Origin of the sequence: Nocardia pneumoniae NBRC 100136, assembly GCF_000308755.1 — a bacterium.
Lineage (GTDB): Bacteria > Actinomycetota > Actinomycetes > Mycobacteriales > Mycobacteriaceae > Nocardia > Nocardia pneumoniae.
Window position 1 is genome coordinate 1 of the sequence record NZ_BAGF01000075.1, and the last position, 23,412, is coordinate 23,412.

Genomic DNA, 23,412 nt, shown 5'->3' on the forward strand with positions numbered 1-23,412 from the left:
GCCGATGTCAGAGCCGCCGCTGAAGCAGACAGTCGGTACCGCCCAACCGACGTGCCAGGCCCTGCGGAACCCGCCTCCCGGCCTGATTCCGCGGCGGTGCCGCGAGTGAACAAGTCCGGGCTGCGCCGCGGCTGAAACAGCCCGTTCTGGTCGGGGTGTCCCCTTCAGTGGTCCTTGCGTGCCCTCCGTACAGGACGGGTCGGCACTCGACCCGATGAATTTCGGGTGGATCCGTCGTCGATTCCTCTGGATAGATCGAACGACAGGAGTCCAGAGATGACGAGACCGTTCCGGTTCGGGGTCGTTGCCCCGCTCAGAACCGACCTGCCGACGTGGCGAGATCGCGTACGCCGCATCGCCGACAGCGGCTACTCGACGCTGCTGGTGCCCGACTTCCCGCAGATGCAGCCGGCGCCCGGTCCCATGCTGGCCACCGTCGCGGCTCTGACCGACCTGCGCGTTGGCACGTGGGTGTACGCCTCTCCGCTGCGCTCGGCGTGGCTGACGGCGTGGGAAGCGCACTCGCTGTCGCTACTGACCGACGGTCGCTTCGAGATGGGCATCGGCACCGGCAGACCGGGAATCGAGGACGAGCTGCGCGACAAGGGACTGCCGGTCGTACCGCCGCCGAAGGAGCGGCTGGCACAGGTGCGTGAGACCGTCAGGATGCTGCGAGATCTGGACGGTCCCGACCGTCACACGCCCGTGGCGATGGCCGTACTCGGTCCGAAGGCCAGGGCGTTGGCGGCCGATGTCGCGGACACGGTCACCTTCGCGCTGGGGGATCAGCCGAGGGGCGTAGTCGAGCGGCTGGCACGCGACTTCCGCACCAACGGGGACGTCGAGCTCGCGCTCGCCGTGCCGGTCATCGGTGACACTGTCGCGCCGCACATGGCGCGCCCCGACACCGACCCTGCCGCGCTTCGCGCGGCGGACGCACTGACCGTACTTCCGGATGATCCGGCGGCCGCTGCCGAGGAAATCCAGCGGCGACGGGAGGAGATCGGTTTCTCCTATTTCGTCTTCGGCGCCGACTTCGCCGACAGGTTCGCTCCGGTCGTCGCCGAGCTCGCCGGACGTTAGTCGGGCGGTGAGGGACGATGCCCTGCCAAGAGGATGAGCGCGACAGCGTTCAGGGGTCGTCGGCCGCGGAGAAAGCGAGGGCCCACGCTATAGCCAGGATGTCGCGGATCGAATACAGACGGATTAGCGATGAACGTTCTGACTGTCGAAAGACACAGTGCCGCAGTTGGTTTCATGGAAACCTATCCAATCGACCAGTAATTTCAGTGGATCGCTAGCCGAGGAAATCCGGGACGGCGGGCCCTCGCCCGGTGCAGTACCGCAGCCTCCGCCCAGATCCACAGCGACAGCGGTCCCGCGAAAACCGTTGCCAGCCAGCCCGCCAGTTCGAGGCTTTGACCACCGCCTTGGGCATGTCGGACGGTGACGCCGAGCCGAGCCCCTACCTGGTGGGTCTCGCCGCACTGACCCTGCTGGCCGATGCGGCAGCCGAACGGCCGCTGCTGGTCATCGCCGAGGACGTGCACTGGCTCGATCCCGCCAGTGCTGAGGTTCTCGCGTTCGTCGCGCGCCGCATCGACTCCGAACCCGTCGCCGTGCTCGCCACGGTGCGCGACACTGCGGACTCACCGCTGCGCGAGGCCGGGCTGACCGTCATGCGGCTCGGTCCGCTGCCCGATGACGACGCGAACGCCCTGCTCGACAGCGCCGCACCGGAACTGCCCGCCCTCCTCCGCCGCCGGGTGCTCACCGAGGCGCACGGCAACCCGCTCGCGCTGACCGAACTGCCCACGGCGATAGGGGACCTGGCCGATTCCGCTCCGACGCTGCCCTTGACCGAACGCCTCGAGCGGGCCTTCTCGGCACGTGGCGCCGTGCTGCCCTAGCACACCCGATCGGCATTGCTCGTCGCGGCGCTGGACGACAGCGATTCGGTCGCCGAAACACTGACTGCCGCGGGGATTCTCCTGGGATTCGGGGTGGGAACCGAGATTTTCGCCCCCGCCGTTGCGGCTCGGTTGATCGACATCGGTTCCGGCACGGTGACTTTCCCCCATCCCCTACAGCCTGCTGGCCGTGACGCCCGTGATCCTGATGGGCTCGGCGCCGCGCCACCGGGGCGGTAGTGCTCGCAGTCGACCGCGCTCGGTCAGCTTCAGGCGACCAACAATTGGCATCGACTCGCCCGTGAATGGCTCTGCGACGAGCCCCCGGAAACCGAAAACGATCATCTCCTGTTGCTGGTCACGTAATCCCACCGCCTACGTCGCTACCCGACCCAGTCGAGCCGGCCGTGGCGGTTCAGCGGCGGACGCGCCGCCGCCAGTTCCAGGAGCGGCCCCCGGTACCTACGCGCGCGCCGGAACCGAATCCCGCGAGATGCAGTGCGAGCAACAATAGTCCGACGGTGACGAGGGTGCCGTCGGTAATAGCCGCACCGAGGGTGGCATCCGCCAGATCGAGAATGAGCGCAAGACCGAATGCTACGGCGGCGGCGATGGCGAGCATGAGAACCTCCTGATGTTCCTCCGGAAGCGATGACCCCCGAGCAAGCTCATCGAGTTCCTCTGTTGCACATACCCGCAAACCACGCCAACACACCGTCGTGACGCGAATCGGCTGGCACAACTTGCTACGACCTGAGCTATCCGTGCCAGACCCACGCTGCCACGCGGCGGAGCACGCGTACCCTTCTGCCTGTATCAGCGGACCGAGACACCGCGCCAGAATTCGGCGACAGCGGTCGGCATGCAGGGTGCTGGTCGGGCTCGGTGGACCAAGGGTGTCCGCGTCTTCGATGTCGTTCTTTGTGCCTGCTGCAATGGCCACCGAGGCCTGCACGTCGACGGTGACGAACTGGTGTCGATCCGATGGCAAGCCTGATCGACCCCGCAGAGCCTGCTGGATCTTCCGTCGGACGGCATCGTCGCGTTCGCGGGCGGCGGCCTCACGGAGGCTGGGCTCGGCCTCGGGAGGCCAGTGGTCTGCGGGCCACCGGGCGAGAGTGTCGGCGGCAGATACTCGATTACTGGTGACGGGACTTCGTAGCACCGCAGCGACCAGGGGCCAGCCGACAGTGGGGTGGCGCGACAGTTTCGGCGTTCCGCCCGTCCAGCGAAGAGCTGCGGCAGCGCTGGACTCACCAGTACGCCACGTCGGCGCCGGCGATGACGGCCGTCGCGTTCATCGCCGTCGCCGCCTACGCCGCGTTCGCGACGTTCGGAATCGGGTGGGCCCGCCTAGCGACCCGAGGCCCGACGGCAGAAAACAGCTACCAGGGAAGTCGGAAAATCTGCATCGCAGGATGTAGACATTCTGAAAGGTGGGGTGTACGTTCTCTGTTGTTGGAAATGAGATGTCTGGTTGGCCGGGCAGGTGAACTGCACCGGAAGCAAGATCCACCATCCCCTCCGGCGGAGAAGAGGATCCGGTGCAGTCGGCCGGACCGCCGGAGGGGATGACGAACTCCCGCAGACACGTCCGGCAGCCCAGGAGGTGGTTTACTGAACAGCTCTTCCGAGATTCCGCGTCCCGGGCTGTTGCCGGGCGCGGTACCCGCGGTCGGCACTACCGCCGACCGGCGGGATTGACGTGAAAACCCCCTCGATCCCAGGCCCCGGCGCACCACGCGCCGGGGCCTGTCGACGTTGAACCCAAGAGGTGTTGTGCAGCAACCGAATGACTCCACCGACCCGACCGACGCTTCCAGTGCCGCCGACCGGCTGGATGACGAGGACTACCCGGCCTACAGCATGGGCCGGGCCGCGGAAATCCTCGGCGTCACTCCCGCCTTCCTACGTGGCCTGGACGCCGCCGAACTGCTGACACCGCAGCGCTCACCGGGCGGGCACCGCCGCTACTCCCGCTACCAACTGCGGATCGCCGCGCGCGTCCGCGCGCTGGTCGATGCGGGCACACCGCTGGAGGCGGCGTGCCGGATCATCGTCCTGGAAGATCAGCTCGCCCAAGCCCGCGAGCTCAACGCCGAACTCACCCGACGAGATTTACCCGGGTCGGACCGCGACAGCTGAGCTCCGATCAGCCGCGGCCGCGGGCGCCGAGCTCGGCGCACACCGTCCTGCCACACCCGTGGTAGTCCACACCCCAGCAGGTGGCCAGCTGATCGACCAGGATCAACCCCCGCCCGCCGGTGTGATCCGGTCGGCAGATCCGCGCGGGCGCGGGCGACAGCGTTGCTGGCCAACACATCACCCCTGCACCGCGTCCTCGACCCCGACACCGGTGAGCAGGCGCCGCACCAACCAGGACAGCGTGTTCGCCACCTACGGCCACGGCCGCATCGCGGTCATCGACGAACACGACATCGCGTCAGTCGCCGCCACCGGGGGTCACGACGGACGGACCTACCGGCTCAGCGGACCGGATGCGTTGACCCCCGGCGAGATGACAGCCATTCTCGCCGACGTGCTGGGCAGGCCGCTACGGTTCGTCGAAGCCGCACCGCCGTCGCCCGTCAGGCACTCCTGGATACTGGCCGAGCTCATGGCCGACGCGATCATGGCGCTGCGTGCCACCGCAGTAGAGTCGTTCACCTCCGTCGTGCACCCGATGGTGCACGACGGCACCGGCGTCCGACCGAACTCCTTCCGCGAGTGGGCCACCCGGCTCGTCGACGACTTCGCCTGACAGATCGGGACCGATGGGCCGTAGCTTGTGTGGCGGTGTTGACTGCCGCGAGGGAGTCGGCGGCGGATCAGCGGGCCGAGTTGCAGGGCTTGATCAACAGTCCGGACGTGTCTAGTGCAACACCGGAGTCATCGTCTACTCGCCGCTGCAATCGGGACTGCTCACCGGCACTTTCACCACCGAACGCGCCGCCGCCCTGCCCGCCGACGACTGGCTGCCGTCTATGGGTGTGTGCTCGGTCCGCATCCCGCGCTCAGCAAACTCCGCGAATACCTCGGCTCCAGACGAGCGGACGCACCCGGCGCCGAGGTCTGGATACCGAAATGGGCGTAGCGCATCCTGGGCGCCGCAGCGACGTCCGGTTGATCGGCATGACCGCAGTCTGTCCAATGCTGCGCGTGGAAGTCCACCCGCCCACAGGGCGTGAGCATCAGCGAATGCACAAGGCGCCCAAGGAATTCAGCGACGCGAAGTGGATCCGGGTACATCGGGCCCACCGCCCGATCCTCCGTGTAGTCGTCCATCACCTATCACCGGATGTGGGCTATCCGGACCCGGGTTCCGCTCGAACTGAGTTGGTGCGGCGGATCCGGTGGCGATGCCGTTCGACGGCGCATGCTTGCTTGCTGTTCTGGTCTGTGCAGCGGTGAGCAGGCTCAGCGCGGAGGCGCGGGGTGTGGAGTCGGGTAGTGCGAGTGCGGCGGGGACGCGGATCGGTGGGTCGGGCTCGATGAGGGCGACGGCGGTGAAGTCTTGGGAGACGACGCCTGCGGGGAGCAGGGTCCAGCACTCTTCGGAGGCAACGGGTCCGGCAAGGAGGTCTTGGACTCGGGTCAGAGTCGGCCCCACGCGGGGGGTGAACCCGGCCGCTTGGCAGGCGGCCGTGATCAGGTCGTAGATGCCGGGGTTATCCGCGCGGGCGGGTCGGGCCAGGGGGAGCTCGGCGAGCGTGGCGAGGTTGCTGGCGGTGCGGGCGTATGCGGCGGGGACGGCCAGGAGTAGCGGCTCGTCCCAGAGGTGATGGACTCGCACGCCCGGGGTGTCCGGTGGAGCTGCCACGAATGCGGCATCGAGGTCGTCAGCGGCGAGGGCGGCGAGCTGACCGGTCGTCGAGGCGGAGCTTGTCACCTGGAGCGTGATGCCGGGGTGGGCCTCACGGACAGCGGCAAGAGCGGCTTCGATACGAGGGTTGAATACGACGCTGCTGCCGATGCGCAGTAAACCGGTGTTACCGGCGGCGATGTCGGCGGCCGCGGCGGCGGCACGGTCGATACCGCGTAGCGCGCGGCGCGCGTGGGCAAGGAATGCCTGGCCGTCCGGGGTGAGCCGGGCCCGACGGTGGGACCGGTCGAACAAGGTGAGTCCGAGTTCGCGTTCCAGCCGCGCGATCTGCTTGCTTACGGCGGGTTGAACGATGTGCAGGGTCTCCGCAGCCCGGCCGAAGTGTTCACATTCGGCGACGGTGACGAAATAGCGCAGCTGCCGGACCTCCATCGCTGCTGCCCTCCCGGCCTCGATCAATTCCTTTTGGTGATTGTTTCATGGCTGGGTTGGTCGTTGATCGGCACTGGTGAGACCGGCTGGAGTAGAGGGTGCAAGTAGATGTCATCAGCCAGCGTGGAAGGGCGCAGCGTGGTGAAACCGGTGCATGTGCCAGAGAGGGAGGTCGTCGTGACCGCAGCAACAACGATCGTGAACGCGAAGGTGTTCGACGGGACGAAGTCGCAGGACTGGACTTCGGTCCGATTCGCTGACGGCCTGATCACCCAGTGCTCGGCCGCCTCGGCCGCCCGAGATGGCGACGAAGTGATCGACGCGGCGGGCGGAACTGTGCTTCCCGGTCTGATCGACGCGCATGTGCATCTCGTTCCCGGCGCCCTCGCGCAATCGTTGACCTTCGGCGTTACCACCGTTCTCGACATGTTCAGCACACCCGACCTGGTGGCCAGGGCCAAGGAGCAGGCCGGTTCCCGTCCGGACGTGGCCGATGTGCGGTCCTCGGGTGTCGGTGCCACCGCGCCCGGCGGGCACCCGTCGATGATGTACGCCCCGTTCCCGACGTTGACCGCCGCTGACCAGGCCGAGCAGTTCGTCGCGGAACGGATCGCGGAGGGCTCGGACTATCTGAAGATCATCTCCGGCACCGGGGGTCTATGGCCGTCGCTGGACTCCGAAACCATCACGGCACTGGTCGCTGCCGCGCACGCCCGCGGCGTGGTCGTCGTCGCTCACGTGAGCTCGACGGCCGGTGTCGAGAAGGTCGTGTCCGCCGGTGTCGACGTGGTGGCCCACGTCCCCGCGGACGCCGAGCTGGACCAGCCCCTGGTCGAACGCATGGCCGAGGCCGGGATCGCGGTCGGTCCGACGCTGGCCACCATCGAGAACACCCTCGGTGAACCGGGTGGCGCAGCAGTGGCAGCGGACCCGCGGCTCGCTGAGGCGCTCGGGGACGCCTGGGCACGCCGGTTGACCTCGGATGCCCCGGGATGGCGTGGCCGGGAAATGCCGCCCTACTCGCGGGCCGAGGACAACGTGCGGCGGCTGGCCGATGCGGGGGTCACTCTGCTGGCGGGCACCGACGCTCCGAACCCGGGGACCGTGTTCGGAGCAAGCCTGCACCGGGAGCTGGAACTCCTTGTCCGTTGCGGTATCAGCCCGGCGCAGGCCCTGGCCGCTGCCACAACCGAACCGGCACGAGTGTTCGGCCTCGCCGACCGAGGACGTGTCGCGCCCGGGCAGCGCGCGGACCTGGTTCTCGTGTCCGGTGACCCGTTGACGGACATCACCGCGACACGCGCGATCGAGCGGGTATGGCGCGCGGGCACAGCCTGCGACCGAGGCGCCTTCGTCGCGAGCGCTGCCGAAGCCGAGCAGCTCGACGCCTTCGACGCCCAGGTCGCCAAGGTCGTGGCAGCCGTCCGCGAACGCTGGACCACCTTCGACCCGACCAAGACCAGCTGAACAGGCTCCCGCGTTCATGGGTTGCCCAGCTGCGGCCGCCGGACACGCCCTGCGGAGGAATGGTCTTCGATGTCGGATCGACAGGCTTCGAAGATCCGCAACCAACCCAGCGACGGCGAATCGATGCCGGTCGAAGTACCCATGCCCCACGATGACCGCGATCGGCGAGCTATTCACCACCCGATCGCGGCATTACCGCACGTTCGAGCCGTGCCTGTCGTCGAGCTTTTGCCGGGCGTCGCCATCCGTCGCCCAGACAGGCAGTGGCTCTCGCGCCGATAACCACTGCGGGGGTATTCCGCGTACGCCGCTTCGCGTGCCGATGCCTGTGCGCGCTGCCACGATCCCGCCGACGATCGCGGCCGTGGTGTCCGCATCACCACCGGCCTCGACACATGCGGTAACAGCGGCGGGATAGTCGTCGAGAAAGGTCGCGGCCGCCCACAGGGTGAACGGCACCGTGTCGAAGGCGCTGACTTGCGCACCGTTACCGAGTTCGTATGCCGCTTCGGCCACCGAGCGCCCCAACAACCGCCGGGCCCGGCGGACACCACTGGCGGTCCGGCCCTCGACCAGGTACGGCTCCACAACGGCCAACAATTCCTCGGGCGCGCAATCTCTTCCGCGGGTGGCCGCGGCGTGCCCGGCCGCGACGGCAACCGCCATGGCGGCCGCAATCGCTTCCGGATGCCGATGCGTCACCTCGGCCGACAATGCGGCTTGGGCCGCCGCACGGTCCAGATTCCCGGCGAAATACGCTCCGAGCGGAGCGACCCGCATCGCAGCACCGTTGCCCCAGGAGCCACGCCCGTCGAACAGGGCGCCCGCCGCGTCGGCCCAAGGCCGTCCGTCGCGAATCTCATGCAGCACAGCGACTGTGCCGCCACTGTAGCCCCGGTAGGGCTCGCATCGGTCGGCGAAGGCTGCCGCCAGCCCGTCGCGGTCGATCCGGCCGCAGCCGCGGATCTGCACATACACCGAGCAGGCCATCTCCGTGTCATCGGTCCATTCCCACGGCGCCGCCGGCGCTCGGCCAGCGAGAGGATCAGGTAGCGAACGGCCCGGCACGAAGAATTGAGCACCCAGCGCGTCACCGACGGACAAGCCCTCGAGACTGTCACGAGCGACATCGGAAACCAGTGGCATATCGGCAACTATGCTGCCAAACCAGGACGAACCACCGCAACATCACTGCCCCGAAGCATTTCGCTGGTGCAAATTGACCGTTGAAGGGTGCGGCTCGGCGCCGTGGAAGACAGCCTCGATCCATTCGTCTACGTCTGCGCTGGTGGCGCCGGCTACGCCGAAGGGTGGCCATAGGGGTGGTTTCGGAATCTCGGGGATGCCGCTGCGCCCACCTAGTTTTGCGTATAGGCGCCGCCGAGCGCGCAGCCAGGCCCAGCGGTCGGAGATCCGAGGGAGGAAGCCGACCTCAGCACTGCGCCTGCCGCCTCAGTGAGCGGCTATGAATCCGGTGAATCTTGCTGGCTGAGCATGCCCGCCGTCGCGGCGTGCCCCAGCGCCGATGAGTTTCGAGCGCGTAGGAGGTCTACCCTGTCATGAGAAAACTGATCTACGGGTTCAGCGTGTCCCTGGACGGCTACATCAACGACCGCGACGGCAGCATCGACTGGACCGTCCCGGACGAGGAGCTGCACCAGTTCCACAACGACCGCTACCGCGGGATCGATGTCTCGCTGCACGGTCGTCGCCTGTACGAGCTGATGGCCGAGTACTGGCCGCACGTGCCCGAGGACGCGCCGCGCATCGAGCGTGAGTTCGGCAGGCTCTGGACGGAGAAGCCCAAGGTCGTCTTCTCCCGGACGCTCACCGAGGTCCACTGGAACAGCACGCTGATCAGCGAGAACGCGGTCGAGGAGGTCCGCAGGCTCAAGGCCGGAGGCGACGGCGTCATGGAGGTCGGTGGCGCGAGCCTCGCGGCCTCGCTGATACCACACGGGCTCATCGACGAGTACCAGCTGTTCGTCTCGCCCGTGGTGCTCGGCGGCGGCACACCGCTGTTCCCATCGCTGGCCAAGCGCATTCAGCTCCGATTGGCCGAGACGAGGCACTTCAACACCGCGGTGATGCTGCGCTATCTCGCCGACTGAGGTTCGTTAAACCGCAGCAGCACCAGAGACGCCCGACGCCGTCACATTGATCTTTTGTTAGGACGAGCGAGCGGTTCCGTGGCATCCGGTCACGGAGCCTCCGCGAAAACCTGTTGGCGGACTATGGCGACCGCTGCTACTTTTCGGAGGCCGTGCGAGAGAACGAGGAGGTGGTACCCGTGAACATTTCGACTTGGGTGCTCCCCTCCGGGGTCACGGTCGGGCGATAGGTCGTCCGGGAGCGCCGCTCGAGAGCACTCCCGAAAGGCACGACCATGCAATTCACTTCCGAACATCGCTTCGACGACGGCGTCCTCGAACGCGAATTCACCCTCGGCGAGATCCCCGGCATCCTGTGGACGCCCGGATTCGCATCCGCACCGGCCCCGCTGATCCTGATCGGCCACCCCGGCGGACTGCACAAGATGTACCCCCGACTGGTGGCCCGGGCCCGGCACTCCGCGGCGGCGGGCTTCGCCGCGGCCACCATCGAGCTCCCCTGGAGCGGTGACCGGCCCCGTTCAGCCGCCGCCGAGCAGGCCCGCGCGGACCTGCACCGGGCGCTGCAGGCCGACGGGCCGGTCGACGACGAGATCGTCGACCGGCTCGTCCTCCCATTGGTCGAAAAGGCGGTCCCAGAATGGCGGGCCGCCCTGGACGCCCTCCTTTCGCTGCCCGAGATCGGCGGCTCGGTCGGGTACGCGGGAGGGGTGATCGCCATCGGCATCCGGCTGGCGGTGGTCGAGCCACGCATCTGTGCCGCCCTTCTGTTCGCCGGGAGTTTCGTGCCCCGCACCATGTTCGAGCAGGCACGGCAGATCACCATTCCGCTGCAGGTCCTGCTGCAGTGGGACGACGAAGGAAACGACCGACAGCTGGCCCTGGACTTGTTCGACGCCTTCGGCTCCAAGGAGAAGACGCTGCACGCCAATATGGGCGGGCACACCGGCGTCCCGCAGTTCGAGGGAGACGCCGGGAACCGGTTCTTCGCCCGGCACCTGAAGTGAGGCCGACCTGTCAGGCTGGCAGCAGACGATAGGAGCTGTCGGCCAGGATCCCGCTCATCGAGGACAGGTCCCGGCCCTCCTCGATGGCGGCGGCCAGCAGATGCACAACCGCCCCGATCACGCTGGTACCGGTCATCGGCGGTACCGGCCGATCGGGGCGGCGCTCTGGCTGCACGCGAAGTCCCGAGGCGGTGCAGTGCGAATCCGGAGTGCGGCGGCGGTTCCGAAAAATCTTCGCGGACACCGATGAGTCCTCGGACGGTGCTCCGTCCTATCCGTTGAACGCGCTACCAACCCGGCGCGACCGACCAGAAGGACCAGAAATGACCACCGCCAACCCCTCCGCCGACTTCTCCAACGACCTCACCGACCGTCCCGGCAAGGTCCGCAACCGCACCCTGTGGACCCTGCAGATCCTGCTCGGCCTGTTCTTCATCATCGCCTCCGGCGGGCCGAAACTGGTTATCCCGCACGCCCTGACGGACAACGCCCCCGAGAATCTGACCATCCCCCTCGGGCTGCTCATCTTCATCGGAGTTGCGGAGGTCGCAGGCGGTATCGGCCTGATGGTGCCGCGGCTGAGTGCGCTGGCTGCCGCGGGTCTGTCCGTTCTCACCGTGCTCGCCGCCGGGACGCAGGCTTTCATCGCCGACAAGCCCTTGATGGGGATCTTCCCCCTGGTGCTCGCCGCGATCTTCGCCTGGATCGCCTACGAGCGCCGCGCCACCATCACCGACCTGCGCAACTCGCTCTCGCGATGACGAATCCATAAGTACGACCGGCGATCGGTGGCCCACCCACCGATCGCCGGTCGTGCGTTCCCGGATCGATCGCTCGTCGGGTTGGCGGCGATCGATCCGGGCGCGTTCAGCCAACACGCGCATGCCTGAACTATCTGATCCGCCTCGTTGTGCGGCGGGAAGGACGCGGGAGCCTGCGTTGCGAGAACAGTTCGGCCACGGCGTGGACGAGGTCGGCGCGTTGTTCCGGCTGCGTGCCGCGCAGCACGATGACCAGCGCGAGTAAGCGGGTGAGTGCGTAGATCGCGGCATACGCGATACCGCCGACGACAGTGATGTCGCTGACCAGCCCCATAGGGTTCTCCGGTGATTTCGTGCGCACGCGTGCGCCAGCCACCGAAGGTCTCTTCCGCCAGAGCGGGGGCTGGTCAGCGCTCCCGCTTTCGAAGCCGACGGCCCCGGAGGAGCGTGAACTCCTCGGGTTGACGGGACCGCCGCGAAGGAATACTCCCCTCCACTTGCCTCCCCAGCATCGCACACAACCCGCTGCGCCGGGGTCCGAAGAGAAAACCAGGGGTGAATGCGTCACGTCCGGTCCGACTTTGCTCGACCTCGCGTCGCGTCCCAATCTGATTGCGGCGCCGTCCTCTAGGACGCCAAACGTGCCGGGAGCGAACGGGACCGCTACTGCCCGTGACGGCGGTGGCGGGAATACAATCGGCTCGAAGTTGCCGTTCGACGGAGAGCCCGTTGCGGAATCGAAGGGGCCACAGGGTGACCGATTTCCAGCGCGGACCTGGCGGTCAGCCGCCTATACCGGGCGACGTCGATCCCGCTGCGCAGCAATGGGATTCGCCGGTAGGCGGCTGTGCCATGTCTTCCGTGCCACCTGGCCAGGGATATGGGTCGGCACCGTCGTACCCGCCACCATCTACCGGCAACGGCAGGACAGGTTTGATCATCGCCGGTGTTCTCGGGCTGGTGGTGGTGCTGGGGCTCGGCGTGGTTATCGGCATGGTCGTCAGCGGTGGCGACAGCAGCAGCGAGTCCGCCGATACCTCGGCCACTGCCTGGCGGGAAGCGGCAACCTATTCCATGAATGCGATCACCAACGCCTGCGACCTCGTCGATCCCACGCCGTTGACCAAGTGGTCGCCCACGCCCAAAGGTGCTCCCGAGCATAGGGAAACGCGGCCGACCGCCTACGGAAGCGGCAGCCTGAAGTGCGATGCCGAATACACCAGCGCGACCGTCGGCGAGTTCGCTATGAACAAGGCCGCAATGAGCGTCGAGGCCGAATTCACCAACGGTGCGGCGGCACCCTTCTACGACCATTGGAAACACGCCGACGTCGCCACCCCCGAGTCGGAGTCGGCTTCCGGTCCGGTCACCGGAATCGGCAATCAGGGCTACTGGTACTCCGAAGTCAGAGGAAACCTCGTCGCGAACATGACCTACGTCGTCTGTGTCCAGGACGGCAATGTCTCGGTGCGGGTGAAGATCTTGCTCACGCGCGAGAAGGGTTCTCCCGTGGTGAGATGGGACGAACTCGATTCGATCGCCAGGTTGCAGGCGGCCAGGACGCTGGACGGTCTACGCGAGAAGTAGCGACCTGCGACTCGAACGGACCAGTGGGACGGCGCCGACGACCAACGGTGGCTGGAATACGATCGGGGGTCGGAGTTGACGGCGAGCCCAGTGCGGAACCGGAGAGGCGACGGGGATGACCGATTCTCAGCACGGACCTGACGATCGGCCGACGCCGAAAAGCCCAGATCCTGCTGTGCGGCGACCTGATCCGTCAGTCGGTGGCTGGGGCGTCCCGGATCCGGGCAGGTACCCGCCTCCGCCCGGGGCCACGTCCGGTCAGCCCGCTACCGGGTACGGCTCACCTGGTCCGAGATACGGGCGTCCACCGTACCCACCGCGGACCGGCAGCGGCAGAATGGGTCTGATCGTTGCCGGTGTTATCGGGCTGGCGGTAGTGCTCGGTCTCGGTGTAGTGATCGGTGTCGTCGTCGGCGGCAGAGACAGCGATTCCGCCACTGCCCCAAACCCGTCCAACACCTCGTCCAGTGCGGCTCCAGCCACGACATCCCGCCCGGAACCGGCGCCGGGAATCTATTCGATGAGTGGGATCACCAACGCGTGCCACCTTGTCGATCCCACGCCGTTGCACAGGTGGTCGTCCACTCCGAGGGAAGCCCCCCAGCATCAGGAATTCCCGCCGAATACCTTCGATGGCGGCAACCTGTACTGCGCCATCCGCTACACCAGCCCCTCGACCGTCCCCGACGACGCGACCGTCAATGAAGCAGGCATCAGCCTCCAGGCCCAGTTCACCGGTGCCGCCGCCCCCGCCTACGACCGGTGGAAACAGACCGACACCAGCGCTGCCGGATCGGGGCGCGCCTCGGGCGAGGTCACCGGAATCGGCGCCCAGGGCTACTGGCATACCGCGACCACGGACACCAGCAACGGAATGACCTACATCGTGGGCGCGCAGGACAGCAATGTCTCAGTGCGAGTGGAAGTCGCCATCCTGCGCGCGAAGGGCGAACCCCCGGTGAACCGGGACGAGCTCGCCGCGATCGCCGAGAACCAGGCCCGCAAGACGCTGGACGGATTGAAGAAGACATAGCACGCTTCGTCGAAGCCGTCCCCGCGTCACGGGCTCGAATCCCACCACCTACCCTGACGGCTGTTGGGTATCGCGGGTTTCCGCGGGCGGCGGGCTGCCATCACCGAGTGGGCGTTATCGGCCGTTGAACTCCCACTCACGGCTCGCTGATCGGCCGATCGTGTCGGGCCCCTCGCGGCATACTGAGAGTCATGGGGTATGAAGCCGTGCGGCGGCATTCTCGCAGGGGACGGGTAGGCGGGAGTTACGTAAGGGGGTCGGTCCGTTTCACCGACCGACGCGCACCCCAACGGCCGGGGCGCTACCGGTCCCCGTACTTCCACGGCTACCGCAGTGCATCGCCCATGCCGATCCTGTGGGGCCTCGGGGCCCTCGTAGGCGGCGTGTTCCTCGTGCTGGTCGTGCTGACCCTCACCCATATGGGATCTGCCAACAGGCCAGCCGACACCGCCGTGGTGCCGTCGACCCTCGCGCCCGCGCAGCCGACTGCCCCGCCGAAGTCGTGCTTCCCGTTCAACTGCTGACCACAAGAACAGCGCGGCTGTGTCCGTTGTCAATCGTCGGATGATCAACCGGGGCAACGACATCGAACAGCGATCAGTCCGCCCTCGCCCGGAATCGTCTGCGGGTCCACACCGTTGTGAACCACCCCGACGCCGTCGTCGGGGTGAGAGTGTCGCACACTCTCACCTGATCGGAGCCGCGGAGCCAGATCTTCCGAGTATTCGGAATTCGACCCCCGAACTCATCGCGGTGTCCGTCCTTCTTGCTCCCTGGCCTCATGAAGTAGGACAGCTTCACGAGCTTCGCCTGGGCGTGGAAGCTCCTGAGTAAGGAAGGTATGTTTCGCCCATTCGTATGCGTAGAGCGCTCTCCGCATCCAGTGTGAGGGACAATCTTGAAAATCATCACTGGGGTGCGGATCGTCCATCACCAGGGCTTCCATAGCCGCGTGAAACCCAGCTCTGTTGATATCTATTTCGGAAAAATACATGCTCAATCCTTATTTTCAAGTCAGTGTGAGGCACCTCCGGTAATGGCAGCGATAGCAAGTGACAGCAATATACGGACCGCACTTGCTTGTCTGCTGGGAACGACGTCAGCAACCCGCGGCCCGGCTGCCGCAAGCTCGAGGATTGGATCGACGTGTTCGCCGTTCCTGAGTCGGTGGTGCGCGAACCGGCGAATGGTGGCGAAGGTTTTTTCCCGGCAGTCCTGCTCGCGGGCGGCCGGATCGCCAGTCGTGCGCACCAGGAAACACCACGGAAGCGGATTCCGCGCCCGGCTGGGCTGGATGCTGCGGCGGCACGCACTTCGTGGGCTCCTCGGCAGTCGGGCGCCGCTTTTCGCAGTTCGTCGGCGACTCGTCGAGCAAGTCGAGAAGGGCCGGCACCTCGGCCATCGCGCATCCTTCCGTTCGCCGGTGGGCTGAACATGCACCGTACGTTCGCTAGGTAGCCGTTCAGGCAGTGACCATGCTCACAGGATCTGGGGATACTGTCAAGCTCTCCTGGCAATTCATGCACCCGCATGCGGAATGCTGATGTAGTATGTTCAGCATGACTGAACACCCAATTGTCGGTGTGGGTGCTGGCGAGACCGGTGTGGGTCATCTGGTGCGCCGGACTCGTACGGCGGCTGGAGTCTCGCTGCGCGAACTGGCGCGCAAGATCGACGTCAGCGCCGCAACCCTGAGCGCCATCGAGAACGGCAAGACGCCGCTGACCGTCGACCGACTCGACCGGATCGCGGCCGAACTCGGTGTCTCCACCGTCGACATTCTCACCGTCCGCCCAACAGCGGCTGCCGACGCTACCGACCCCTCTCCTGCCCGTCCGGCCCGTGACGGGCAAACGTGGCGCAGTTTCGAGCCTCTGATCCTCGATCCTGTTCTCGGCGCGGCGATCGCCGTATTCATGCAAACCGGTTACCACGGCGCGACGATGAGGAGCATCGCAGCGAACGCCGGTATGAGCGTCGCCGGCGTCTACCACTACTACCGGAGCAAACAGGACCTGCTCGTCGCCATCTTCGACCTCGGAATGTCCGAACTGCACTGGCGAATTCCGGCAGCCCGCGACGACGGCGTCACCGTAGTCGAACGATTCGCCAACATGGTCGAAGCCCTCGCGCTGTTCCACACGCACCGTGGTGACCTCGCGTTCATCGGCGCCAGCGAAATGCGCAGCTTCGACGAACCCAACCGCTCCCGAATCGCCGCTCTCCGCACCGACGTTCAGCGAATGATCGACGATGAAGTTGCCGCAGGCATCAGGGCAGGTGAATTCACCACCCCCCACCCCCGCGAAGCCGCCCGCGCTGTCTCCACCATGTGCACTTCCCTGCCGCAGTGGTTTCGCCCCGGCGGCACCATCTCTCGCCACCAAATCGCTGTCGAGTACGCCCAATTCGCCGTCGACATCATGCGCGGACACACGCGAGCCCAGCCGTCATAGCCCAGCCTCCATCGGGAGCGTGCCCGAGCCGCCCTCCCCCACGATCGAGAGGGCCGACGGTCCGCATGGAGTTGGCCACCGTGAGCTTTGGCGAGTGGGGCTGTGGTGTCGACGCCGACGGCGTCTACCGGGAAGTGCACTACTGACAGAACCTACATCCATCTGTGTCGATCCGCCGACACCGAGGCGACCACGGGCTTCTGCGGATGGCTCAGCGGGCAGTCGCCAACCATGCGCGTGGTGAGCATCCCACTCTTTGGGTGAACGCCCGCGAGAACGCCGGAGGGTTGGCGTACCCGAGTTCCGCGGCCGTGCGAGCGATCGAGGCGCCGGCGCGAAGCCGGTCCTGGGCGACCGTGATCCTCCACCCGATCAGGTATTCGGCGGGGGGCTGCCCCACCATCTCTTTGAACCGGGCGGCGAATGAACTGCGGGACATGCGCGCTTCGCGCGCCATCGTGGCGAGCGTCCAGGGCCGCCCAGGCGACTCGTGGATGGCGACCAGTGCACGGGCGAGGCTTTCATCGGAGAGCCCTGTCAGCAGCCCGGTGGGCAGCGCAAGCTCGTCGGCGTGGTCGACAATCCAGCGGAACAGTTGGATGAGGACAACTTCGAAGAGCCGATCGGCGAGCACCTTTTGGCCGCACCGCACGTTGTCGATCTCGGCGAACAATAGATCTAGCGCTGGTTCGAGGGTGTCGACGGCCTCGAGTGGGAGCACGATCACAGGAGGCAGCGTGCGTACCAGGGGGTGGGTAGATCCGCCGTCGAAGTCGAGTGTCGCGCAGGCGAAGTCGGAATCCTCGGTGGGCGCGTTATGGAAGGCGTGTTCCAGCGGGCGCGGGTAGAACAGCAGGCTGGGCTCATCGATCTGCCGCTTTTCCAGCCCACCGCTGGCACCTCGATGCGTCACTTCCATCTCACCGCATCGGAGCACGTGGAGGAAACCTCGGCCTAGTTGCGCGTCGAAGGTCGTCACGCCACACAACGGTCCCGCATGGAACAGGCGGGTTCGCACCCGGAACCGTTCGAGTAGGGGCGAGAGCTGGTCGAGGGAAGCCACAGACCAAGGATGACAGACGATCTGGTAAGAAATCGAGATGATATGACTCGATCAGTCCAAGGGGCCCAGGCAGTCTGAGAGTGCGTCACCCGGCGAGACACTGCCGGAGGCGTCGTCCGCATCACGACCCAAGGAGCACTCCATGTCACTTGTCCCCCTTGTCGAGCGCGATTCCGCGACCGGAACGGTCAAGGACCAGCTCGATCAGATCCATGCCGCGTTCGGCACCGTGCCCGCGATGTTCCGAGCCGTCGCGAACTCGCCTGCCGCCCTGACGAGCATGTGGGCTGCCTTCGGCGCCTTCGGCGGCGGTGCCCTCGGGCCGGCGCTCAGCGAGCAGATCGCCGTGGCCGTCGCCGACCGAAACTCCTGCGAGTACTGCCTGGCCGCGCACACCGCTCTCGGACGCAAGGCCGGGGTGAGCCGTGCGGCGCTGGAAGCCGCGCAGACGGGCCAGTCCGATGACCCTCGGACGGCGGCACTCCTGGGCTTCGCGCTGAAGCTGGTGGAACAGCGCGGCCAGGTCACGGCAGAGGACGTGCGGGCACTCCGTGACCAGGGCTGGAGTGATGAGCACATTGTCGAGGTCATCGGGCAGGTCGCGCTCAACCTGTTCACCAACTACGTCAACGTCGCCCTCGCAGTCCCGGTCGACTTCCCCGCAGTGGGTCTGCGGCGGGCCGGCTGATATTCCACCGGTGCCGACGCCGACCAGAAGCTCCCATCCCGCCGACATCATGGCGTGAATGGCAGCCCTGACCATCGTGGCGACAGCTCGATGTGGCAAGGGGGGCGTCGAGCTCGTAGATCGCTCCGCGGCGGGCGTGCATCCACTCGGATGTGCGCCCGCCCCGCCTCGGGAGCCGCAACCAGCCCGACCGCCTCCGGTGGCCCGGAGTTCCGACTGCGCAGGAGAATCCCCCATGAACTACACCGCCGTCGTCATCCGCCACGTCCTGTTCGAGGACCTCGGCATACTCCAACCGATGCTCACAGCGCGCGGGTATCGCATCCGCTATCTCGACGCCGGTATCGACCAGATCGGCGACGACCGCTTGCTCGACGCCGATCTCGTCATCGTGCTCGGCGGGCCGATCGGCGTCGGCGACGGTGACCGTTATCCGTTTCTGGACGAGGAAGTGCGGACCATCGCCGCGTGGATCGGCAACGGTCGGCCGATCCTCGGCATATGTCTCGGCGCGCAGCTCATCGCAGCAGCACTCGGCGCCGAGGTCACGCCCACTGGCAGATTCGAGGTCGGCTACGGCCCGCTCACTCTTACGCCGCTCGGTGAGCAGAGTCTCCTAGCCCCACTCAGCGGCGTCCCGGTGTTGCATTGGCACAGCGATGAATTCGCGATTCCCGCTACAGCCACTCGCCTAGGGGAGACTCCTGGCTTCCCCAACCAGGCATTCATATCCGGGCAGAACCTGCTCGCTCTGCAGTTCCATCTCGAGGCCGACCACACCATGATCGAACGGTGGCTGATCGGTCACGCTCACGAACTCGCCGCGAACGGGATCGACCCACGAACGATCCGCGAGCAGGCCCGTCTGCACGGCCCAACGCTCGCCATCCGCAGCCGATCTGTGTTCGCGACATGGCTCGACGCCCTCGATAACTGACAGATACCCTCTCGCCGCTGGAGTTCGGCGACCGTGGCCGACCAGCCGCAACCCGTTGGGTGCGACGCACACAGGAGGTCAGTGTCGGCTGTCGAACTGAGTGCGCAGTGCCTGGCCGAACCAGGTGAACACCGGTTCCAGATCCGAGAGCGGGGGCCAGCCGTTGATCGTGGCCACTAACTGCCAATACCGCGTGACGCGAGGGTCGTTGGCGACCTCGAGCCGTTCGAGGATCCACCACTTCAACTGGTCATCGTCGGCCTTGCCGAAGGTCTCGGCGTAGCGTGCGGTGAGCGTGGCGACAACACCGCTGGCCTGCTCCGAGTCCGGTGCGATCCCCGCCTCCATCGCTCGGCCAACGTCCTCGCGCACGGTCTCGGTCAAATCGTGATGCAGGCCGGTGGTGTCTCCGTCGGCGCGTTGGGCCGCCTGATACTCGGCCATCCGCCGCACCGCCGCTCGGAAATCGGTGTCCTGCACCAACTGCACCAGCTCCATCCACGCCTCGACCTGCCCAGCGGTGGAGTCTTCGGGTAGTTCCGGCATGCTCGAACGCAGCAGTTCAACCATGGCCGGATTGGCGTCGACACCGCCGAAGGTGTCGTCGATGAAATCGTGGATGAAGCGGCGCCGTTCGGCATCGGACAGGTTCACCAGTTTGTGCATCAGATCCATCTCCTGAGGGTTCGATTCCCGGTTCGCTACCGCCGCCAACACCGCGCGCCGCAGGCGCAGCGCCCGGATCTGCACGTCGAGGGCCGCCGCGTGCGCTGCGGCGACCTCGGCCAGCGAGGTCTCACGGGCCAGCACACGCCGGACCGTGGCCAGATCGATGTCCAACTCACGTAGCGTCCGGACCAGTTCCAGACGAGCCAGGGCATCCACGTCGTACAGGCGGTAGCCAGCCGGGCTATGACAGGTCGCCGGAACGATCCCCTTGTCGGAGTAGAACCGGATTGTCTTGACCGAAAGACCGGTCCGCGCAGCCAGAGCCCCGATCGCGAGGAGGTTCTCGTCGTCCATGCCCACAAGCCTGCAGTCTCCCCCTGATGGAGACTCAACCCAACACCGCGACCGGCGGCATGCCCCGACGAGCCGCACTACCCCGATCACGAAATCGGGCTGGAGTACCAGTCGCTGAGATCATGGATCGATGCAATCGCTCGGTTGCATCGATCTGATGCTCACCCGACCCCACGGGGCCACGCACGGCGCGCACCTTTTCCAATGGAGCAATGTCGATCATGAACGCTGAACGGCCTCGCGCCGCAACATCCGACGCGACCGGTGAAGATGTTGTGCGGCCGGCTTTCCGCGCGGAGAGCTCGAGATTGTCCGAGGTGCTCGGGGAGCTGACAGAGGCGCAATTCGCGCTTGCGACTCCGTGCCCGCCATGGAATGTCGCCGAATTGGCGGTGCACATCACCTCCGCTGTCGCCCGTGTCCTCGCGGGACTCGACGCGCCCGCGCCGCCTCGAGCGGACATCGCCGCCGCCGACTACTACCGGCCGGCGATCTTCGACGCCGCTGCCAATGCCGAGCGGGTGCGCATGGCCCAACGCGACGCCGCCAATTATCGGAACGCGACCGCGATCACCGCGGCATTCGACGACACTTGGCGGCGAACCGACACAGCGATATCGGCGCAACCTGCCGATCGCCTGATCACTACCCGTTGGGGCGACGGCATCCTGTTGAGCGAGTTCATGATCACCCGTGTGGTCGAACTGGTTCTGCACGGCCTCGACCTCGCCATCGCACTCGGTGCGTCGGCATGGACTACACCAGAAGCCGCTGCGGTTGTGGGCGATTTCTTGCAGATCGAGCCAGCCATTACTCACCTGGGTTGGGATCGTCGGACTGCGTTGGCCAAAGCCAGCGGCCGCTGCGCGCTGTCCACCGAAGAGTCAGCCGAACTCGCGCGTCTCAACATCATCTGGAGACGGTTCGGCTAGTTGCATGAGGTCGTGACGGATCATTTGCCCCGCGAGCGCCGGTGGCCTCGTCGTATGCACTGCCCGTGTCGGTGATGAGATTCGCCAGCGGGACGGAGCGGATCTCGGGAAGATGACTTGCCGGGCCGGTGAGTACAGCGTTGGACTCTGCCCCCGCGGGAGAGTCCAACATGACGACAGGGCTTCCTTCGCCGCCTCCCCGTCCAGGAAAGCATGGCATGACCACGGTAATAGACATTGAAACCCGCAGCGGCCAGCATTGCGAGACGACAGCTCTGGGGGTGCTGCTGCGGCACCTGGGACTCGATCTGTCCGAGCCCATGCTGTTCGGCCTCGGCTCCGGTTTGTCCTTCGTCTACTGGGACAGCAAATCCATGGGCTTCCCCTTCCTCGGGGGACGGGTGAAACCTCTCGAGCTCACCAGAAACCTGGCCCCCAGACTCGGGCTGGAACTTTTGGTCCAGGAAACCACCTCCCCTCGCAGGGCCTGGGAGAACGTGGTTGCCCCCATCGACACCGGTCGGCCCGTCGGACTGCAGCTCGACAGCTACTACCTGGACTACTTCGGATCGAAGGTGCACTTCGGCGGTCATGTCGTCGCTATGTACGGCTACGACGACCACGACGCCTATCTGGTGGACACCGACCAGCAAGGCGGCACGGTATCCACCAGCCTGACCAGCCTCGCCCAGGCCAGGGCCGCGCGCGGCCCGATGACCGCCGAGCACCGGTCTTTCACCCTCACCGCTGCGAGGAACCCGCTCTCCCCGCGGAGTCAGATCATTCCCGCGATCACCGCGTGCGCCGACGCCTTCCTCAACCCGCCCATCGCCAATCTCGGCTACCGAGGCATCGAGAAGGCCGGCAAGCTGGTGCGCACCTGGCTCCAGCGGACCGACAACCCGCAGCGGGACCTACCACAGGCCGCCCTCTTGATGGAGAAGGCCGGCACCGGCGGCGCCCTGTTCCGCAACTTCTACCGCGACTTCCTCGCCGAATGCACCCGAACGCTCGACAGCCGCCACCTGCGCACCGGCCACGAGCTGTACACCGAGGCAGCCACCCTGTGGACGGAAGTCGCCGCATTGATCACGCAAGCCGGTGTATCAGGCAATTCCCAGTGCCTCGTACAGGCGGGCACCATTCTGTGCGATCTTTCACGGATAGAGCGTGAGGCCATGCAGGCGCTGATCTGTCTGGCGAGCAAAGCCCCGAACGCGATCCAGTCCTGATGCTTGCGGCCAGGCACGCTTGCCCCGTCGGTGTATCGCGCCCGGCGCGGTTTCGCTCCGGGGCGATCTGCCCCTGGTCAGCCGAGCTTGCGGGCCAGGAAGTCGCGGATCAGTGCGGCGATCTCGGTGCCGTGCGTTTCCAGCGCGAAGTGGCCCGTATCCAGCAGGTGCAGTTCGGCGTCCGGCAGATCGCGCAGGTAGGCGCGGGCGCCGTCGGCGCCGAAGATCTCGTCGTGCTCACCCCACGTGATCAGGACCGGGGGCCGGTGCTCAGCGAAGTACTTCTGGAACTCCGGGTAGCGGTCGAGGTTCAGCTTGTAGTCGGCGAACAGCTGGAGCTGGATCTCCTTGTTGCCCGGACGATCCAGGTAGTGCTGATCCAAGGTCCACGTGTCGGGGTTGACCTGCGCCAGCCGATCGGCCGGAACACCGTGCGTGTACTGCCATTTCGTGGCGTCGAGTTCGAGCAGCTTACGCACCTCGGGCTCGTGTGCCGCACGGTCGTTGGCGTGTGCGAACAGCACCTCCCAGAACGGGGTGAAGCCCTCCAGGTAGGCGTTGCCGCTCTGGGTGACGATCGCGGTGACACGCTCCGGATTGCGGGAGGCGATGCGCAGCCCGATCGGTGCACCGTAATCGTGAATGTAGAGGGCGAACCGCTGAATGCCCAAGGTGTCCAACAGTTCCAGGGTGACCTCGGTGAGCTTCTCGAAGCTGTAGTCGAAGGCGAGTACGGACGGCATGGCCGACTGCCCGAAACCGATGTGATCCGGTGCGATCAGATGATAGTCAGCGGCCAGTTCCGGGAGCAGAGTGCGGAACATCGCCGAGCTGGTCGGGAAGCCGTGCAGCAGGACAAGTGTCGGCTTGTCCGGATCTCCCGCCTCGCGGTAGAAGACCGGCAGGCCCTGGATTTCAACGGTGTTGTGACGAACTGCGTTCATTGCGAT

Annotated in this window: 25 protein-coding genes; 16 read left to right on the forward strand and 9 right to left on the reverse strand. The window is 66.4% G+C overall.

The genetic code is table 11. The features are described from left to right. Positions 1-276: 276 nt before the first annotated feature. Together ON34_RS23500 and ON34_RS23505 are read left to right on the forward strand one after the other, a co-directional pair. Positions 277-1,083, forward strand: coding sequence for an LLM class flavin-dependent oxidoreductase (locus tag ON34_RS23500; RefSeq protein WP_040783110.1), 807 nt, complete (start codon positions 277-279; stop codon positions 1,081-1,083). A 353-nt stretch (positions 1,084-1,436) separates the two neighbouring features. Then, positions 1,437-1,910 (forward strand): ATP-binding protein, encoded by a 474-nt coding sequence (locus ON34_RS23505; protein WP_040783113.1) that lies wholly within the window; start codon positions 1,437-1,439, stop codon positions 1,908-1,910. A gap of 415 nt (positions 1,911-2,325) precedes the next feature. On the opposite strand, the gene ON34_RS23515 is transcribed toward ON34_RS23505, so the two are convergent. Beyond that, positions 2,326-2,532 carry a hypothetical protein gene (locus ON34_RS23515; RefSeq protein WP_040783117.1) on the reverse strand — a complete coding sequence of 69 codons (207 nt, stop codon included), beginning with the start codon at positions 2,530-2,532 and terminating at the stop codon, positions 2,326-2,328. A 1,157-nt stretch (positions 2,533-3,689) separates the two neighbouring features. On the opposite strand from ON34_RS23515, the gene ON34_RS23520 reads away from it, so the two are divergent. Further along, the gene (locus ON34_RS23520) at positions 3,690-4,055 is read left to right on the forward strand and encodes a MerR family transcriptional regulator (protein WP_245548165.1); all 366 of its coding nucleotides are present in this window, start codon (positions 3,690-3,692) and stop codon (positions 4,053-4,055) included. Between the two features lie 7 nt (positions 4,056-4,062). Here ON34_RS23520 and ON34_RS36285 read toward each other — a convergent pair whose 3' ends face one another. Beyond that, positions 4,063-4,233: an ATP-binding protein gene (locus ON34_RS36285; protein WP_157172393.1), complete on the reverse strand. Its 171-nt coding sequence runs from the start codon at positions 4,231-4,233 to the stop codon at positions 4,063-4,065. 33 nt (positions 4,234-4,266) lie between these two features. Here ON34_RS36285 and ON34_RS38155 point away from each other — a divergent pair, with 33 nt between their 5' ends. Further along, positions 4,267-4,671, forward strand: coding sequence for a Rossmann-fold NAD(P)-binding domain-containing protein (locus ON34_RS38155; protein WP_051023023.1), 405 nt, complete (start codon positions 4,267-4,269; stop codon positions 4,669-4,671). A 459-nt stretch (positions 4,672-5,130) separates the two neighbouring features. Here the strand turns inward: ON34_RS38155 and ON34_RS23530 are convergent, their stop codons facing one another. After that, the gene (locus ON34_RS23530; protein ID WP_051023024.1) at positions 5,131-6,165 is read right to left on the reverse strand and encodes a LysR family transcriptional regulator; all 1,035 of its coding nucleotides are present in this window, start codon (positions 6,163-6,165) and stop codon (positions 5,131-5,133) included. Between the two features lie 177 nt (positions 6,166-6,342). On the opposite strand from ON34_RS23530, the gene ON34_RS23535 reads away from it, so the two are divergent. Next, a complete protein-coding gene (locus ON34_RS23535) occupies positions 6,343-7,632 on the forward strand; it encodes an amidohydrolase family protein (RefSeq protein WP_040783120.1) in 1,290 nt (429 codons plus the stop codon). 192 nt (positions 7,633-7,824) lie between these two features. Here ON34_RS23535 and ON34_RS23540 read toward each other — a convergent pair whose 3' ends face one another. Then, positions 7,825-8,778: an ADP-ribosylglycohydrolase family protein gene (locus ON34_RS23540; protein WP_040783122.1), complete on the reverse strand. Its 954-nt coding sequence runs from the start codon at positions 8,776-8,778 to the stop codon at positions 7,825-7,827. A gap of 413 nt (positions 8,779-9,191) precedes the next feature. Between ON34_RS23540 and ON34_RS23545 the strand changes: the two genes are divergently transcribed. Both ON34_RS23545 and ON34_RS23550 read left to right on the forward strand, forming a co-directional pair. Then, positions 9,192-9,743, forward strand: coding sequence for a dihydrofolate reductase family protein (locus tag ON34_RS23545; protein ID WP_040783124.1), 552 nt, complete (start codon positions 9,192-9,194; stop codon positions 9,741-9,743). Positions 9,744-10,018: 275 nt separating this feature from the next. Continuing rightward, complete coding sequence (locus ON34_RS23550; protein WP_040783126.1) at positions 10,019-10,750, forward strand: hypothetical protein; 732 nt, start codon at positions 10,019-10,021, stop codon at positions 10,748-10,750. A gap of 10 nt (positions 10,751-10,760) precedes the next feature. On the opposite strand, the gene ON34_RS38160 is transcribed toward ON34_RS23550, so the two are convergent. Beyond that, positions 10,761-10,886, reverse strand: a complete 126-nt coding sequence (locus tag ON34_RS38160) for a hypothetical protein (RefSeq protein WP_281032464.1) — start codon at positions 10,884-10,886, stop codon at positions 10,761-10,763. A 187-nt stretch (positions 10,887-11,073) separates the two neighbouring features. Here ON34_RS38160 and ON34_RS23555 point away from each other — a divergent pair, with 187 nt between their 5' ends. Next, positions 11,074-11,511 carry a DoxX family protein gene (locus ON34_RS23555; RefSeq protein ID WP_040783129.1) on the forward strand — a complete coding sequence of 146 codons (438 nt, stop codon included), beginning with the start codon at positions 11,074-11,076 and terminating at the stop codon, positions 11,509-11,511. Positions 11,512-11,641: 130 nt separating this feature from the next. Here the strand turns inward: ON34_RS23555 and ON34_RS23560 are convergent, their stop codons facing one another. Then, on the reverse strand, positions 11,642-11,887 hold the full coding sequence (locus ON34_RS23560) for a hypothetical protein (protein ID WP_157172394.1): 246 nt from the start codon (positions 11,885-11,887) through the stop codon (positions 11,642-11,644). Positions 11,888-12,264: 377 nt separating this feature from the next. Between ON34_RS23560 and ON34_RS23565 the strand changes: the two genes are divergently transcribed. The 4 genes from ON34_RS23565 to ON34_RS23580 all read left to right on the forward strand — a co-directional run bounded on the left by ON34_RS23565 (position 12,265) and on the right by ON34_RS23580 (position 16,587). Continuing rightward, entirely contained in the window at positions 12,265-13,098 is an 834-nt protein-coding gene (locus tag ON34_RS23565; protein ID WP_157172395.1) for a hypothetical protein, read from the forward strand. Between the two features lie 520 nt (positions 13,099-13,618). Continuing rightward, a complete protein-coding gene (locus ON34_RS23570; protein ID WP_157172396.1) occupies positions 13,619-14,131 on the forward strand; it encodes a hypothetical protein in 513 nt (170 codons plus the stop codon). 344 nt (positions 14,132-14,475) lie between these two features. Continuing rightward, the gene (locus ON34_RS23575) at positions 14,476-14,655 is read left to right on the forward strand and encodes a hypothetical protein (RefSeq protein WP_040783137.1); all 180 of its coding nucleotides are present in this window, start codon (positions 14,476-14,478) and stop codon (positions 14,653-14,655) included. Between the two features lie 1,035 nt (positions 14,656-15,690). Next, the gene (locus ON34_RS23580; RefSeq protein ID WP_085997131.1) at positions 15,691-16,587 is read left to right on the forward strand and encodes a TetR-type transcription factor C-terminal domain-containing protein; all 897 of its coding nucleotides are present in this window, start codon (positions 15,691-15,693) and stop codon (positions 16,585-16,587) included. Between the two features lie 211 nt (positions 16,588-16,798). On the opposite strand, the gene ON34_RS23585 is transcribed toward ON34_RS23580, so the two are convergent. Then, complete coding sequence (locus ON34_RS23585; RefSeq protein ID WP_040783140.1) at positions 16,799-17,650, reverse strand: AraC family transcriptional regulator; 852 nt, start codon at positions 17,648-17,650, stop codon at positions 16,799-16,801. A 142-nt stretch (positions 17,651-17,792) separates the two neighbouring features. Here ON34_RS23585 and ON34_RS23590 point away from each other — a divergent pair, with 142 nt between their 5' ends. Together ON34_RS23590 and ON34_RS23595 are read left to right on the forward strand one after the other, a co-directional pair. Next, positions 17,793-18,338, forward strand: a complete 546-nt coding sequence (locus ON34_RS23590; RefSeq protein ID WP_040783143.1) for a carboxymuconolactone decarboxylase family protein — start codon at positions 17,793-17,795, stop codon at positions 18,336-18,338. A gap of 235 nt (positions 18,339-18,573) precedes the next feature. Continuing rightward, entirely contained in the window at positions 18,574-19,275 is a 702-nt protein-coding gene (locus ON34_RS23595) for a glutamine amidotransferase (protein WP_040783145.1), read from the forward strand. Between the two features lie 78 nt (positions 19,276-19,353). Here ON34_RS23595 and ON34_RS23600 read toward each other — a convergent pair whose 3' ends face one another. Beyond that, positions 19,354-20,298: a MerR family transcriptional regulator gene (locus tag ON34_RS23600; RefSeq protein ID WP_040783148.1), complete on the reverse strand. Its 945-nt coding sequence runs from the start codon at positions 20,296-20,298 to the stop codon at positions 19,354-19,356. Positions 20,299-20,519: 221 nt separating this feature from the next. Between ON34_RS23600 and ON34_RS23605 the strand changes: the two genes are divergently transcribed. Together ON34_RS23605 and ON34_RS23610 are read left to right on the forward strand one after the other, a co-directional pair. After that, complete coding sequence (locus ON34_RS23605) at positions 20,520-21,230, forward strand: maleylpyruvate isomerase N-terminal domain-containing protein (protein ID WP_051023025.1); 711 nt, start codon at positions 20,520-20,522, stop codon at positions 21,228-21,230. 170 nt (positions 21,231-21,400) lie between these two features. Next, a complete protein-coding gene (locus ON34_RS23610) occupies positions 21,401-22,462 on the forward strand; it encodes a BtrH N-terminal domain-containing protein (protein WP_245548166.1) in 1,062 nt (353 codons plus the stop codon). A gap of 77 nt (positions 22,463-22,539) precedes the next feature. On the opposite strand, the gene ON34_RS23615 is transcribed toward ON34_RS23610, so the two are convergent. Next, entirely contained in the window at positions 22,540-23,406 is an 867-nt protein-coding gene (locus ON34_RS23615) for an alpha/beta fold hydrolase (RefSeq protein WP_085997128.1), read from the reverse strand. Positions 23,407-23,412 lie beyond the last annotated feature (6 nt).

Coding starts and splice junctions, on each gene's coding strand:
- ON34_RS23545 (WP_040783124.1), top strand. CDS start 9,192: ATGAGAAAACTGATCTACGGGTTCAGCGTGTCCCTGGACGGCTACATC.
- ON34_RS23515 (WP_040783117.1), bottom strand. CDS start 2,532: ATGCTCGCCATCGCCGCCGCCGTAGCATTCGGTCTTGCGCTCATTCTC.
- ON34_RS23500 (WP_040783110.1), top strand. CDS start 277: ATGACGAGACCGTTCCGGTTCGGGGTCGTTGCCCCGCTCAGAACCGAC.
- ON34_RS23615 (WP_085997128.1), bottom strand. CDS start 23,406: ATGAACGCAGTTCGTCACAACACCGTTGAAATCCAGGGCCTGCCGGTC.
- ON34_RS23590 (WP_040783143.1), top strand. CDS start 17,793: ATGTCACTTGTCCCCCTTGTCGAGCGCGATTCCGCGACCGGAACGGTC.
- ON34_RS23595 (WP_040783145.1), top strand. CDS start 18,574: ATGAACTACACCGCCGTCGTCATCCGCCACGTCCTGTTCGAGGACCTC.
- ON34_RS23505 (WP_040783113.1), top strand. CDS start 1,437: ATGTCGGACGGTGACGCCGAGCCGAGCCCCTACCTGGTGGGTCTCGCC.
- ON34_RS36285 (WP_157172393.1), bottom strand. CDS start 4,233: ATGTGTTGGCCAGCAACGCTGTCGCCCGCGCCCGCGCGGATCTGCCGA.
- ON34_RS23530 (WP_051023024.1), bottom strand. CDS start 6,165: ATGGAGGTCCGGCAGCTGCGCTATTTCGTCACCGTCGCCGAATGTGAA.
- ON34_RS23550 (WP_040783126.1), top strand. CDS start 10,019: ATGCAATTCACTTCCGAACATCGCTTCGACGACGGCGTCCTCGAACGC.
- ON34_RS23580 (WP_085997131.1), top strand. CDS start 15,691: ATGACTGAACACCCAATTGTCGGTGTGGGTGCTGGCGAGACCGGTGTG.
- ON34_RS23575 (WP_040783137.1), top strand. CDS start 14,476: ATGCCGATCCTGTGGGGCCTCGGGGCCCTCGTAGGCGGCGTGTTCCTC.
- ON34_RS23610 (WP_245548166.1), top strand. CDS start 21,401: ATGACGACAGGGCTTCCTTCGCCGCCTCCCCGTCCAGGAAAGCATGGC.
- ON34_RS23555 (WP_040783129.1), top strand. CDS start 11,074: ATGACCACCGCCAACCCCTCCGCCGACTTCTCCAACGACCTCACCGAC.
- ON34_RS23605 (WP_051023025.1), top strand. CDS start 20,520: ATGAACGCTGAACGGCCTCGCGCCGCAACATCCGACGCGACCGGTGAA.
- ON34_RS38160 (WP_281032464.1), bottom strand. CDS start 10,886: ATGACCGGTACCAGCGTGATCGGGGCGGTTGTGCATCTGCTGGCCGCC.
- ON34_RS23600 (WP_040783148.1), bottom strand. CDS start 20,298: ATGGACGACGAGAACCTCCTCGCGATCGGGGCTCTGGCTGCGCGGACC.
- ON34_RS23570 (WP_157172396.1), top strand. CDS start 13,619: ATGAGTGGGATCACCAACGCGTGCCACCTTGTCGATCCCACGCCGTTG.
- ON34_RS23540 (WP_040783122.1), bottom strand. CDS start 8,778: ATGCCACTGGTTTCCGATGTCGCTCGTGACAGTCTCGAGGGCTTGTCC.